This is a genomic window from Streptomyces sp. NPDC006463 (assembly GCF_042870715.1).
Lineage (GTDB): Bacteria > Actinomycetota > Actinomycetes > Streptomycetales > Streptomycetaceae > Streptomyces.
The window spans coordinates 26,745-39,475 of sequence record NZ_JBIAHP010000010.1 but is presented as its reverse complement, the minus strand read 5'-3'; the positions used below and the strand labels follow the sequence as shown (position 1 = coordinate 39,475).

Annotated in this window: 13 protein-coding genes; 8 read left to right on the top strand and 5 right to left on the bottom strand. The window is 71.9% G+C overall.

The annotated features are described in order from the left end of the window. Position 1: 1 nt before the first annotated feature. From nadC to ACFYOB_RS19235, 4 genes are read right to left on the bottom strand one after another with little or no spacing between them, the layout of a single operon-like run. Complete coding sequence (gene nadC, locus ACFYOB_RS19250; RefSeq protein WP_388561032.1) at positions 2-970, bottom strand: carboxylating nicotinate-nucleotide diphosphorylase; 969 nt, start codon at positions 968-970, stop codon at positions 2-4. 2 nt (positions 971-972) lie between these two features. After that, complete coding sequence (locus tag ACFYOB_RS19245) at positions 973-2,721, bottom strand: L-aspartate oxidase (RefSeq protein WP_388561031.1); 1,749 nt, start codon at positions 2,719-2,721, stop codon at positions 973-975. Continuing rightward, positions 2,718-3,713: a pantoate--beta-alanine ligase gene (gene panC, locus ACFYOB_RS19240; RefSeq protein WP_388561030.1), complete on the bottom strand. Its 996-nt coding sequence runs from the start codon at positions 3,711-3,713 to the stop codon at positions 2,718-2,720. Before panC ends, ACFYOB_RS19245 begins: the two co-directional genes overlap by 4 nt. Continuing rightward, positions 3,710-4,615, bottom strand: a complete 906-nt coding sequence (locus ACFYOB_RS19235; protein WP_388561029.1) for a Rossmann-like and DUF2520 domain-containing protein — start codon at positions 4,613-4,615, stop codon at positions 3,710-3,712. The genes panC and ACFYOB_RS19235 overlap by 4 nt, the downstream gene beginning before the upstream one ends. A gap of 98 nt (positions 4,616-4,713) precedes the next feature. On the opposite strand from ACFYOB_RS19235, the gene ACFYOB_RS19230 reads away from it, so the two are divergent. From ACFYOB_RS19230 to ACFYOB_RS19200, 7 genes are all read left to right on the top strand, one after another. Continuing rightward, entirely contained in the window at positions 4,714-5,835 is a 1,122-nt protein-coding gene (locus ACFYOB_RS19230; RefSeq protein WP_388561028.1) for a threonine aldolase family protein, read from the top strand. A 207-nt stretch (positions 5,836-6,042) separates the two neighbouring features. Then, positions 6,043-6,228 (top strand): DUF397 domain-containing protein, encoded by a 186-nt coding sequence (locus ACFYOB_RS19225; RefSeq protein ID WP_328926956.1) that lies wholly within the window; start codon positions 6,043-6,045, stop codon positions 6,226-6,228. A 67-nt stretch (positions 6,229-6,295) separates the two neighbouring features. Next, positions 6,296-6,919: a hypothetical protein gene (locus ACFYOB_RS19220; protein ID WP_388561027.1), complete on the top strand. Its 624-nt coding sequence runs from the start codon at positions 6,296-6,298 to the stop codon at positions 6,917-6,919. A gap of 14 nt (positions 6,920-6,933) precedes the next feature. After that, entirely contained in the window at positions 6,934-7,101 is a 168-nt protein-coding gene (locus tag ACFYOB_RS19215; protein ID WP_214930396.1) for a hypothetical protein, read from the top strand. Between the two features lie 108 nt (positions 7,102-7,209). After that, complete coding sequence (locus tag ACFYOB_RS19210; protein WP_388561026.1) at positions 7,210-7,707, top strand: BlaI/MecI/CopY family transcriptional regulator; 498 nt, start codon at positions 7,210-7,212, stop codon at positions 7,705-7,707. 11 nt (positions 7,708-7,718) lie between these two features. After that, complete coding sequence (locus ACFYOB_RS19205; RefSeq protein WP_388561025.1) at positions 7,719-8,249, top strand: amino-acid N-acetyltransferase; 531 nt, start codon at positions 7,719-7,721, stop codon at positions 8,247-8,249. A gap of 166 nt (positions 8,250-8,415) precedes the next feature. Further along, positions 8,416-8,754, top strand: coding sequence for an Lsr2 family protein (locus ACFYOB_RS19200; RefSeq protein WP_388561024.1), 339 nt, complete (start codon positions 8,416-8,418; stop codon positions 8,752-8,754). Here the strand turns inward: ACFYOB_RS19200 and ACFYOB_RS19195 are convergent. Then, entirely contained in the window at positions 8,733-9,317 is a 585-nt protein-coding gene (locus tag ACFYOB_RS19195) for an SCO3374 family protein (protein ID WP_388561023.1), read from the bottom strand. The genes ACFYOB_RS19200 and ACFYOB_RS19195 overlap by 22 nt on opposite strands. A 487-nt stretch (positions 9,318-9,804) precedes the next feature. On the opposite strand from ACFYOB_RS19195, the gene ACFYOB_RS19190 reads away from it, so the two are divergent. Next, entirely contained in the window at positions 9,805-12,330 is a 2,526-nt protein-coding gene (locus ACFYOB_RS19190; protein ID WP_328926962.1) for an ATP-dependent Clp protease ATP-binding subunit, read from the top strand. The last annotated feature ends 401 nt before the right edge of the window (positions 12,331-12,731 follow it).

Genomic DNA, 12,731 nt, shown 5'->3' with positions numbered 1-12,731 from the left:
GTTACACCGCCTCGCGCAGATCGAGGCCGATGTCCAGGATCGGCGAGGAGTGGGTCAGCCCGCCGACGGCCAGGTAGTCCACGCCGGTCTCCGCGTACGCCCGGGCGGTGTCCAGGGTCAGGCGGCCCGAGGACTCCAGCACCGCGCGGCCGGCCACCAGCGCCACGGCCTCGGCGGTCTGCGCGACCGTGAAGTTGTCCAGCAGGATCAGGTCGGCGCCCGCTTCCAGGACCTCACCGATCTGCTCCATGGTGTCGACCTCGACCTCGATCGGGACCTCCGGGAAGGCCTCCCGTACGGCCTTGAAGGCCTGCGCGACCCCGCCCGCCGCCACCACGTGGTTGTCCTTGACCAGCGCCGCGTCGGACAGCGACATGCGGTGGTTGACGCCGCCGCCGCAGCGCACCGCGTACTTCTCCAGCGCGCGCAGGCCCGGCGTGGTCTTGCGGGTGTCGCGGACCTTCGCCCCGGTGCCCTCCAGCACGTCCGCCCAGCGGCGGGTGGCCGTCGCGATGCCCGACAGGCGGCACAGGATGTTCAGCGCGCTGCGCTCCGCCGTGAGCAGGTCGCGGGTGCGCGAGCGTACGGACAGCAGCAGCTGCCCGGCCGTGACGGTGTCGCCGTCCTCCGCGTGCCGCTCCACCTCGAAGGCCTCCGTGCAGACCACGGAGAACACGGCCTCGGCGATGCGCAGACCGGACACGACGCCGTCCTCGCGCGCGACGAAGTCGGCCACCGCCTCCGCGTCCTCGGGCACCGTGGCGACGGTGGTGACGTCGACGCCGCCGTCCAGGTCCTCGGAGAGCGCCATGTGCGCGATGTCCTCGACCTCGACGGGGTCCAGGCCCGCGTCCGCGAGCAGCTGGGCCAGCGCCGGGTCGAGGCCGCTCTCCTCGCCGCCACCGCAGGCGCAGTCGTCGCCGCAGCCGCCGTCGTTCTGGTCGATCAGGGGAAGTTCGGGGGTGCTCACGGTCACTGCTCCAGGCTCTGGGTGCTCAAGGGGACGTGCACGGACGGGAAGTCCGCGGAGTCGGTGGGGGCGACGACCAGGGCGCGCTTCTCGGTCGCCGAGAGCCGGACGACGAGGTGGCGGCGCCAGACGGCGTCGTCCCGGTCCGGATGGTCCTCGCGCCAGTGGCAGCCGCGGGTCTCCACGCGCCGCTGCGCGGCCGCGACCAGCACCCGGGCCACGCACAGCAGGTTCGTGGCCTCCCAGGTGTCCACCCCCGGTTCGGCGGTCTTGCCGTGCGCTTCGAGGTTGTTCAGGGCGGTCGCGTACAGGCCTTCGAGGGCCTCGGCGGCCGTACGCAGCGACTCGGCCGAGCGCAGCACGCCCGCGCCGTCCGTCATGATCCGCTGGACCTCGAACCGCGCCTCGGCGGGCTGCAGCGGGCCGGTCGCGGGAACGGGTATGCCCGGGCCGTTGCCGGTGCGGGCCTGCGCGGCGATGTCGTCCGCGATCCGCTCCGCGAACACCAGCCCCTCCAGGAGGGAGTTGGAGGCCAGCCGGTTCGCGCCGTGCACACCGGTGCAGGCGACCTCGCCGCACGCGTACAGGCCGGGGACGGTGGTGCGCCCGTGCAGGTCGGTCCGTACGCCGCCGGACGCGTAGTGCGCGGCGGGCGCGACCGGGATCGGCTCGGTCACCGGATCGATGCCGTGCGCGCGGCAGGCGGCGAGGATGGTCGGGAAGCGCTGCTCCCACATCTCGGCGCCGAAGTGCCGGGCGTCCAGGAACATGTGCCGCGCATCCTGCTCCTGCATGCGGCGCATGATGCCCTTGGCGACGATGTCGCGCGGTGCCAGCTCCGCGAGCTCGTGCTGCCCCACCATGAACCGGACGCCGTCCGCGTCGACGAGGTACGCGCCCTCGCCGCGCACCGCCTCCGACACCAGGGGCTGCTGCCCCTCGGCGTCCGGGCCGAGGAACAGCACCGTCGGGTGGAACTGCACGAATTCCAGGTCGGAGACCTCGGCCCCGGCGCGCAGCGCGAGCGCCACCCCGTCGCCCGTCGACACCGACGGGTTGGTGGTCGCCGAGAAGACCTGGCCCATGCCGCCGGTCGCGAGGATCACGGCGGGCGCGTGGACGGCGCCGACGCCGTCGTGCTGGCCCTCGCCCATGACGTGCAGCGTGACACCGGCCGTCCGCCCCTGCGCGTCCTGCAGCAGGTCCAGTACGAGCGCGTTCTCCACGGTCTCGATGCCGGCGGCCTGCACGGCCTCGACCAGGGCCCGCGAGATCTCGGCGCCGGTGGCGTCGCCGCCAGCGTGCGCGATCCGGCGCCGGTGGTGGCCGCCCTCGCGGGTCAGCTCTATCTCCCCGGTCTCCGCGGAGGTGTCGAAGACGGCGCCGGTGGCCATCAGCCGCCGGACCGCGTCCGGGCCTTCGGTGACGAGCAGCCGTACGGCCGCCTCGTCGCACAGGCCGGCGCCCGCGACGAGGGTGTCTTCCAGGTGCTGCTCGGGGGTGTCGCCCTCGCCGAGGGCCGCGGCGATCCCGCCCTGGGCCCAGCGGGTGGAGCCGTCGTCGAGCCGTGCCTTGGTGACCACGACCGTACGGCGGCCCGCGGCGGCGCAGCGCAGCGCGGCGGTCAGCCCCGCGACGCCGGAGCCGACGACCACGACATCGGCGTCGAGCGACCAGCCGGGGGCCGGTGCGTGCAGCCGTATGCCGGTGCCGGCGCCGCCCGACTGGATGTCTCTGCCTGGGGTGCTCACGAATGTGCTCCGAATTCCAGTGGGATGTTGTCGATCAGCCGGGTCGTGCCCACCTTCGCGGCGACGGCCAGGACGGCGTGCCCCGTGAATCCGGGACCGGCCTCGGTGAAGTCCTGCGGGTCCACCAGCGCCACGTAGTCCAGCACGAGCGGCGGCTCGTGCCGGGCCGCCTCCTCCAGCACGTGCTGTGCGGCGGCCCGTACGGCGTCCGGCAGCCCGCAGCCCGCGACCGACACGGCGTGCGCGTCCGCGGAGGCGCGGATCTCGCCGAGCTTCGCCAGCGCGCTGGCGCGCTCGTCGCTGGCCGGGGAGGCCTCGGCGCGGGCCTGCAAAGCCGCCTGCGCGGCGAGCCGGTCGCGCCCGGCGAACAGGGCGCGCGACAGCGTCAGGGCGGTGCGCCGCTCGGCGGGGGAGAGGTAGCGGTTGCGGGACGACAGCGCGAGCCCGTCCTCCTCGCGGACCGTCGGTACGCCGACCACCTCGACGGGGAAGTTCAGATCGGTCACCATGCGCCGGATCAGGGCCAGTTGCTGCGCGTCCTTCTGGCCGAAGAGGGCCAGGTCGGGGCGGGTGAGGTGGAGCAGCTTGGCGACGACGGTCAGCATTCCGTCGAAGTGGCCGGGGCGGGTGGCCCCTTCGAGGCGCTCACCCATGGGTCCGGCGCTGATCCGCACCTGCGGGTCGCCGCCCGGGTAGACCTCCTCGATGGCGGGCGCGAACACCGCGTCGGCGCCCGCCTCTTCGGCGATCCGCCGGTCGGCGTCGAGGGTGCGGGGATAGCGGTCGAGGTCCTCGTTCGCCCCGAACTGCAGGGGATTGACGAAGACGGTGACGACGACCTGGCCGTCGGGGCCGGCCTGTTCGCGGGCGGTGCGGATGAGGGTGGCGTGCCCCTCGTGCAGGGCGCCCATGGTCATCACCACGGCCCGGCGTCCGGCGCGCGCGAGCTCGTGGAGCTCCTCGGCGGTGTGCAGCAGCAGTGGTTCGCTCATCGGGCGTCGCCGTCCTTGTCCGCGAGGACGCCGAGCAGGTCCTCGGCGAGCTCGGGCTTGAGCAGACCGTGCGCGAGGGCCCGGTCGGCGGTGGTCCGGGCCATGGCCAGGTATCCGGCGACCGCGGCGGGCGCGTGCTTGCGCAGCTCCGAGACGTGCGCGGCGACCGTGCCGGCGTCGCCGCGGGCCACCGGGCCGGTCAGGGCGGCGTCACCGGAGCGCAGCGCGTTGTCGAGGGCGGCGCCGAGCAGCGGGCCGAGCATCCGGTCGGGGTGCTCGACCCCGGCCGTGCGCAGCAGCTCCATCGACTGGGCGACCAGGGTGACCAGGTGGTTCGCGCCGAGCGCGAGGGCCGCGTGGTAGAGCGGACGGTTGTCCTCCGCGATCCACTCGGGCTCCCCGCCCATCTCGATGACCAGGGCCTCGGCGGCGAGCCGCAGCTCCTCGGGGGCGGTGACGCCGAAGGAGCAGCCGGCCAGGCGCTGCACGTCGACGTCGGTGCCGGTGAAGGTCATCGCGGGGTGCAGGGCCAGCGGCAGCGCGCCCGCGCGGCGCGCCGGGTCGAGCACGGAGGTCCCGTACCGCCCGGAGGTGTGTACGAGGAGCTGCCCGGGCCGGATCGCACCGGTCTCGGCGAGGCCCTCGACGAGGGTCGGCAGCGCGTCGTCCGGCACCGTGAGCAGGACCAGGTCGGCGAGCTCGAACACCTGCGCGGGCGGGACGAGGGGTACGTCGGGCAGCATCCGCGCGGCGCGCCGCACGGACGCGTCGGAGACGCCGGATACGGCGACGGGCCGGTGCCCGGCCTGCTGGAGCGCGCGGGCCAGTGCCGGGCCGACCCGGCCGGCTCCGACGACGCCGACCGTCAGCCGGGCAGGGCGTGGCTGCTGTGTTGGGTTCACGCGGGAAGGGCCTTCCGTTCCAGTCCGCGGGGGGTACCGGACGATACGCCGCCATGCTAGCTCCTGGCCTCTTTGGCCGGTCGGCGATGATTCGGGCCATGGACGAGGACAGCGAGCGCGAGAAGCGGCAGGTGGCGGCCTGGCGGGCGGCGGAGCGGAAGCTCTCCCGCTGCCTGCGCGAGCCGACGGTGGGCGAGCTGCTGGCGCAGCTCGCCGGAGCCCCGTACGACATGGACCAGCCGGCCGACGTGTACGGGGACGGGGTCGTCGACGCGCTGGAGCGGCGGGTCGCGGAGCTGCTGGGCACCGAGGACGCGGCGTTCTTCCCGACCGGGACCATGGCGCAGCAGGTGGCCCTGCGCTGCTGGGCCGGGCGGACCGGGAACCCGGTGGTGGCGCTGCACCCGATGAGTCATCCGGAGCGGTGGGAGGGGCAGGCGCTCTCGACCGTCTCCGGGCTGCGGGTGGCGCACCCGACGGTGGAGGCCCGTCAGCCGTCGGCGGCGGAGGTCGCGGACCTCGCGGAGCCGTTCGGCACGCTGATGCTGGAGCTGCCGCTGCGGGACGCGGGCTTCCTGCTCCCCACGTGGGAGGAGCTGGAGGCGCTGGTCGACGCGGCCCGGGAGCGTGAGGCGGTGGTGCACTTCGACGGGGCCCGGCTGTGGGAGTCCACGGTGCACTTCGGGCGCCCGCTGACGGAGATCGCCGGTCTGGCGGATTCCGTCTACGTCTCGTTCTACAAGTCGCTCGGCGGCTTGAGCGGGGCGGCGCTGGCCGGGCCGCGGGACTTCGTGGAGGAGACCAGGGTCTGGCGGCACCGGTACGGGGGCCAGGTCTTCCGGCAGTTCCCGCAGGCCCTGGCCGCGCTGACCGGGCTGGAGCGGGAGCTTCCGCGCCTGGAGTCGTACGTCGCGCAGGCGCGGATGGTGGCGGGCGCGCTGGGGCCGGCGTTCGCCGCGTCCGGGATCCCGTGGTTCCGGATCAACCCGGAGCTCCCGCACACGCACCAGTTCCAGGTGTGGCTGCCGTACGAGGCGGACCGTCTGGCGCAGGCGGGTCTGCGCCAGGCGCAGGAGACGGGGCGGGTCCTGTTCCGCAGCTGGTCCCGGGCCGGTGTACCGGGCCTCTCCCTGACGGAGGTGGAGGTCACGGCCCCGGGCCTGTCCTGGACGCCGGCGGACGTGGCGTCGGCGGTGTCGGAGTTCGCGGCGCGGCTGTAGGGCCCGGGGCGGAGCCCCAGCGGGTCCGGGCAGGGCCCGGTTTCGGGAAGGGGCGGGGCGCGGGAGGCTCCGCCGCGGCGGCACCGCCCCCACCACGGACGGGAGTGGTGCGAAACTCCGAATTACCGGGAAGTCAGCGGTTCCGGCCGGTCACGGGGATACCGTCCCTCCTGGAATGACCGGCGACCCGGGCCCGGAGGAGACACCATGACCGCTCAGCCCACGTGGCAGAAGTCCTCGTTCTGCGGTGAGGGGGACGCCTGCGTCTACGTATCCGCCGCACCCGGCACCCTGGTGCGCGTAGCCGACCACGCCGACCCCGCGCACCTCGTGCTCGCCACGACCCAGGCCGCCTGGGCCGAATTCCTCCGGGCGGTCAAGGAGACCGGCTGAGGGATCCGCCGCGCCGAGCCCGTTCACCCTCAGGGGTTTTTGTCCGATTAGCGCGTATCTTCGGCCTATGCCCACGCCTTACGGATCCCGCGGCGGCCTGGCGTTCAGCGCCGCTGAGCTGCACGTGCTCAGGCGCTCGCTCGCCCACGCCCTTCAGTCCTCCTCGGCCCCCCTGGCGGCCGAGGAGGTCCAGGACTGCCTGCGCCTCGCGCAGTCGGTGGACGACGTGGTCCAGGAGGCGGCCCGGCTCAGAGCCTTCCTCGCCGAGGATCTGGCCCGCTACCGGGGCGCTCTGCCCGGCAGCCTCTCCGGCTACCTGGAGCTGCTGCAGGACGCCCTGGCGGCCGGGTACGAGCCCGTGCCCGACGACCTCGCCGCGCTGCGGGCCCTGCGTGCCAACCCGGTCGCGGCCGCGGTGCTGGACCGCGCCCAGGCCGCCCTGGAGCGCTCCGTACGCCGGCGGCTGACGACCGCCCCCGCGCCCCGGACCCGGCTGCTGGCCCTGGCCGGGGGCAAGGACGGGCAGGGCCGGCAGCCGGGCCGTCCGGCGCCCCGGCCCGATGAGCCGCCGCGCCCCGAGCGGCCGGGGCGGCCCGAGCAGCCGGGGAAGCCCATCCCGACGCCCGGCGAGGTGTTCCCGCCGCGCCGCAAGCCCACCCCGCCCCCGGCGGCCGAGCGCACCGCCGTGTAGCTACGCTGATGGGCATGGACTACGTCTCCGCGCTCGTGCCCCCCGTCGTGATGGCCGCGTTCTTCATCGCTCTCGTCGTGACGATCGTGAAGAGCCAGGGCGGCGCCAACAAGGCCAAGGAGGACGCGGCGGTCGACGCCGTGATCGCCCGGGCCGAGGCCGCCCGCCAGCCCCAGAAGTAGAACCCTTCGGGTATCGGGCGCAGGGCCTCGGGCCCGGCGCCCGATTTTTTGCGCGTTGGCGGGTCGAATAGTCGGGCAATTACCCACAAGCCGCACTATCGTGCTGTTGTGCCTCGCCCCTTGGGAGAACTCGAAGACGCGGTGATGACGCGGGTGTGGCAGTGGAACCGCCCGGTCACCGTTCGGGAAGTGCTGGAAGACCTCCAGCAGGAACGGTCCATCGCGTACACCACGGTCATGACCGTTATGGACAATCTCCATCAGAAGGGCTGGGTCCGCCGGGAAGCGGAAGGCCGCGCCTATCGATATACGGCGGTCTCCACCCGTGCCGCCTACTCGGCCGCACTGATGAACGAAGCCTGGTCGACGAGCGACAACCCCGCGGCCGCCCTCGTCGCCTTCTTCGGCATGATGTCCGCGGAACAGCGGGAAGCCCTCAGGGACGCCGTTCGGATCGTCCAGCACGACGACGAGTCCGCCGAGTCGGCCGCCGAGTCCGCCGCCGAGTCGGCCGTCGAAGCCCCCGCCGAGGTGGCGGCCGAAGCCCCCGCGCCGGCCGAAGCCGAAGGGGACTCCGCCGAGCGTCCGGGCACACCGGGGCGATAACGTCCGGGGCCATGGGAGAGTTTTCCGCTGCACACGCAGAAACAGTGACGATCCGCCGTGCCCGCACCGGTGATGTTCCCGCGCTGAGGCGCCTGCTCGACCAGTACGTGCAGCAGCGGATCCTGCTCGACAAAGCCCCGGTCGTCCTTTACGAGGACATCCAGGAGTTCTGGGTCGCGGAACGCGACTCCGACGGCCAGGTCGTCGGCTGCGGAGCTCTCCACGTGATGTGGGAAGACCTTGCCGAAGTGCGCACTCTGGCGGTCGACCGCGACTTGAAGGGCGCGGGCGTCGGTCATCAGGTACTGGCGCAGTTGTTGCGGACGGCCCGCGAGCTCGGGGTGAGCCGGGTTTTCTGCCTCACCTTCGAAGTGGACTTCTTCGCGAAGCACGGCTTCGTCGAGATCGGGGAGACCCCGGTGGACACCGATGTCTACATGGAGCTCCTGCGTTCCTATGACGAGGGCGTCGCCGAGTTCCTCGGTCTCGAACGAGTGAAGCCGAACACCTTGGGTAACAGCCGGATGCTTCTGCACCTCTGAACGATCAACGCGGCTTTTCCGGCGGTCCACCCGCCTGTGGCCTATGTCCGAATCGCGCACGTTTCCCTCCCTGTTGCGGTCTCGAACCTCTCGCCGGGGGGTTTGTGTTTTCCAGGCAAAAGCGGTTTCCTTTCCGCGTACTGCTTTTCGATGAAAGGAAATCCCGGTGGCACAGAAGGTTCAGGTCCTTCTTGTCGACGACCTCGACGGTGTCGAGGCGGACGAGACGGTGACGTTCGCTCTGGACGGCAAGACCTACGAGATCGACCTCACCACCGCCAACGCTGAAAAGCTCCGCGGTCTGCTCGACCCGTACACCAAGGGCGGCCGCCGCACCGGTGGGCGCGCCACCGCGGCCCGCGCCAAGGGCCGCGCCTCCGCGACGGCCGGTAACCCGGACACCGCCGAGATCCGCGCATGGGCGAAGGAGAACGGTTACAACGTGAACGACCGGGGTCGCGTCCCGGCCGAGATCCGCGAGGCCTACGAGAAGGCCAAGGGCTGACCGGACCGGATCGTACGGCGCCGTAGGCGGGCGCGGTGGCACTCCGTCGCCGCGGCGGCCACCAGGCGTACGAGATCGGGCCGACGGGCGGGCCCGGCGCCTTCTCCGAGGCCCGGCAGGGCGGGCAGCAGCGCCTCGCAGCCCTGCTCGGGGGGTCGCAGCCACACGGCGGCTCCCCGGGGGTCAGGGGCCTCGCCCGGGGGCGCGGGGGCGGTGATCCGGCCACCCGCACCCAGGCCGGTGAGCTCCAGGTCGACCCCGCCCCACTCCAGCCAGTCGAGCAGCCCTTCCAGCTCCTCCGCACTCCCTGCGGCCACCAGGAACCGCATCCGGCGCCCCATGAGGGCCACCGGCCCGGTGGCGACGGGCCTGCGGAGCAGTGCCGCGCCGGCGTCGGACGGCAGCTCCAGTACGTCGAACCGGGACCCGGTGACGAGCTGGACGGGCGGGCCGCCCGTGACGGCCCAGCCGAGCACCCGCCGGTACCAGGAGGCGTACGCGGCTTCCCCGGTCGGGACGCGCGGCAGTGGGACGGTGGGGGCGCCGACGGTGCTGAAGGCCATGACCGGAGCAACTCCCCGAACGGCTCCGGGTTACGGCCGGGGCACCTCCCGGCGGCAGCCGGGAGAGTGACACACGGCACCCGGATCAATGCGGAACGTAAACATCCGCGGGGTGGAGTCCCACATTCGGGACGGAAGTGTGTTCGCCCTTAGCGGAGGGAACCGCTGCCGCGGGCATGGAGTGTCAGTCCTTACGGGTAAGACATTCCTAGTGGATCGGGGCGACACGCTGATTTGAGCGGCTTCCGTTCGCCATCGGCGTACACGCATGACGGGTATCTGCCTGGCCTGCGGGAACATCGTCTCGCACCATCGGGTTGGAGCAGTTGTCGGCTCTTCAAGCCGGTTTTCCTCGCAGATGTTGGGGTGAGCCGCGGACGGATGTCGGCAGTTGGAATGAGCTGTCCCGCCCCGCGGGACTAGCATGCGGAAGGACAGGGCGGGGACCGACCCCGAACTGCCCGACCGCTCTGAGGAGCGATAAACGATGTTCGAGAGGTTCACCGACCGCGCGCGGCGGGTTGTCGTCCTGGCTCAGGAAGAAGCCCGGATGCTCAACCACAACTACATCGGCACCGAGCACATCCTCCTGGGCTTGATCCACGAGGGTGAGGGTGTCGCCGCTAAGGCCCTGGAGAGCCTCGGGATTTCGCTCGAGGCTGTTCGCCAGCAGGTTGAGGAGATCATCGGTCAGGGGCAGCAGGCCCCGTCCGGCCACATCCCCTTCACCCCGCGGGCGAAGAAGGTCCTGGAGCTGTCGCTCCGAGAGGCCCTCCAGCTCGGCCACAACTACATCGGCACCGAGCACATCCTGCTCGGCCTGATCCGCGAGGGCGAGGGCGTCGCCGCCCAGGTCCTCGTGAAGCTGGGCGCCGATCTCAACCGAGTCCGGCAGCAGGTCATCCAGCTGCTCTCCGGCTACACCGGCGGAGGCAAGGAGTCGGCCACGGCCGGCGGCCCGGCCGAGGGTACGCCCTCGACCTCGCTCGTCCTGGACCAGTTCGGCCGCAACCTCACCCAGGCGGCCCGCGAATCCAAGCTCGACCCGGTCATCGGGCGCGAGAAGGAGATCGAGCGGGTCATGCAGGTGCTGTCCCGCCGTACCAAGAACAACCCGGTCCTCATCGGCGAGCCCGGCGTCGGCAAGACCGCCGTCGTCGAGGGCCTGGCCCAGGCGATCGTCAAGGGCGAGGTCCCCGAGACCCTCAAGGACAAGCACCTTTACACGCTTGACCTGGGTGCCCTGGTCGCCGGTTCCCGCTACCGCGGTGACTTCGAGGAGCGCCTGAAGAAGGTGCTCAAGGAGATCCGCACCCGCGGCGACATCATCCTGTTCATCGACGAGCTCCACACCCTCGTGGGTGCGGGCGCCGCCGAGGGCGCGATCGACGCCGCCAGCATCCTCAAGCCCATGCTGGCCCGTGGTGAGCTCCAGACCATCGGTGCCACGACGCTGGACGAGTACCGCAAGCACCTCGAGAAGGACGCGGCCCTTGAGCGCCGCTTCCAGCCGATCCAGGTGGCGGAGCCTTCCCTCCCCCACACGATCGAGATCCTCAAGGGCCTGCGCGACCGCTACGAGGCCCACCACCGCGTCTCCATCACGGACGAGGCCCTCGTCCAGGCGGCGACGCTGGCGGACCGGTACATCTCGGACCGCTTCCTCCCGGACAAGGCGATCGACCTGATCGACGAGGCCGGCTCCCGGATGCGCATCCGCCGGATGACCGCGCCGCCGGACCTCCGCGAGTTCGACGAGAAGATCGCGGCCGTGCGCCGCGACAAGGAGTCGGCCATCGACTCCCAGGACTTCGAGAAGGCGGCGTCTCTCCGTGACAAGGAGAAGCAGCTGCTGGCGGCGAAGGCCAAGCGCGAGAAGGAATGGAAGGCCGGCGACATGGACGTCGTCGCCGAGGTCGACGGCGAGCTCATCGCCGAAGTCCTCGCGACCGCGACCGGCATTCCCGTCTTCAAGCTCACCGAGGAGGAGTCCTCGCGACTGCTCCGCATGGAGGACGAGCTCCACCGTCGGGTCATCGGCCAGAAGGACGCCATCAAGGCGCTCTCGCAGGCGATCCGCCGTACCCGTGCGGGTCTGAAGGACCCGAAGCGCCCGGGTGGCTCGTTCATCTTCGCCGGTCCGTCCGGTGTCGGTAAGACCGAGCTCTCCAAGACGCTCGCCGAATTCCTCTTCGGCGACGAGGACGCGCTGATCTCCCTCGACATGTCGGAGTTCAGCGAGAAGCACACGGTTTCCCGTCTCTTCGGTTCGCCCCCCGGCTACGTGGGCTACGAAGAGGGCGGCCAGCTCACCGAGAAGGTGCGCCGGAAGCCGTTCTCCGTCGTCCTCTTCGACGAGGTCGAGAAGGCCCACCCGGATATCTTCAATTCCCTTCTCCAGATCCTGGAGGACGGTCGTCTGACCGACTCCCAGGGCCGGGTCGTGGACTTCAAGAACACGGTCATCATCATGACGACCAACCTGGGTACCCGGGACATCTCGAAGGGCTTCAACCTGGGCTTCGCGGCCCAGGGTGACACCAAGACCGGCTACGAGCGGATGAAGGCGAAGGTCAACGAAGAGCTCAAGCAGCACTTCCGGCCCGAGTTCCTCAACCGCGTCGACGACACGGTCGTCTTCCACCAGCTCACCGAGGAAGACATCATCCAGATCGTCGACCTGATGATCGCGAAGGTCGACGAGCGCCTGAAGGACCGCGACATGGGCATCGAGCTGAGCGGCGACGCGAAGCTCCTGCTCGCCAAGCGCGGCTACGACCCGATCATGGGTGCCCGGCCGCTGCGCCGGACCATCCAGCGCGAGATCGAGGACCTGCTGTCGGAGAAGATCCTCTTCGGCGAGCTTCGTCCCGGTCAGATCGTGGTCGTCGGCAAGGAGGGTGAGGGCGACGACGCCAAGTTCACCTTCCGCGGCGAGGAGAAGTCGGCTCTGCCGGACCTCCCCCCGATCGAGGCCACGGGCTCCGGCCCGGACCTGTCGAAGGGCGCGTAACCACCGCGGGGCGGTAGCAGTACGAAGGGCGGCCCCGGGACCGAGAGGTCCCGGGGCCGCCCCTTTTGCGCGAACGGGACCGTAGCGGCGCGCCTCGGAGCCGACCAGAGCCTGGCAGGGTTCCGCGCGGACTTCGCAGGAGGAGGCCGCCGCAGCGGGCCGGGAAGGGGCTCCCGCGCTCCGACAGCACCCGCCCGCGGCCCCTGGACGGTCTCCAGGCCGCCGCGCCGGTCGGGGGCCCTTCTCGGGCGGGCGGTAGCGGTTCTGCAGGCTGCGGTCCGGCAGCCGCAGGCCCCGCCCGCGGCCCTGGACGGTCTCCAGGCCGCCGCGCCGGTCGGGGGCCCTTCTCGGGCGGGCGGTAGCGGTTCTGCAGGCTGCGGTCCGGCAGCCGCAGGCCCCGC

Excerpts from the sequence above, each read along its gene's own strand:
- ACFYOB_RS19230 (WP_388561028.1), top strand. The coding sequence starts at position 4,714 with ATGGACGAGGACAGCGAGCGCGAGAAGCGGCAGGTGGCGGCCTGGCGG.
- ACFYOB_RS19205 (WP_388561025.1), top strand. The coding sequence starts at position 7,719 with ATGGGAGAGTTTTCCGCTGCACACGCAGAAACAGTGACGATCCGCCGT.
- ACFYOB_RS19225 (WP_328926956.1), top strand. The coding sequence starts at position 6,043 with ATGACCGCTCAGCCCACGTGGCAGAAGTCCTCGTTCTGCGGTGAGGGG.
- ACFYOB_RS19195 (WP_388561023.1), bottom strand. The coding sequence starts at position 9,317 with ATGGCCTTCAGCACCGTCGGCGCCCCCACCGTCCCACTGCCGCGCGTC.
- ACFYOB_RS19220 (WP_388561027.1), top strand. The coding sequence starts at position 6,296 with ATGCCCACGCCTTACGGATCCCGCGGCGGCCTGGCGTTCAGCGCCGCT.
- ACFYOB_RS19215 (WP_214930396.1), top strand. The coding sequence starts at position 6,934 with ATGGACTACGTCTCCGCGCTCGTGCCCCCCGTCGTGATGGCCGCGTTC.
- ACFYOB_RS19190 (WP_328926962.1), top strand. The coding sequence starts at position 9,805 with ATGTTCGAGAGGTTCACCGACCGCGCGCGGCGGGTTGTCGTCCTGGCT.
- panC (WP_388561030.1), bottom strand. The coding sequence starts at position 3,713 with ATGAGCGAACCACTGCTGCTGCACACCGCCGAGGAGCTCCACGAGCTC.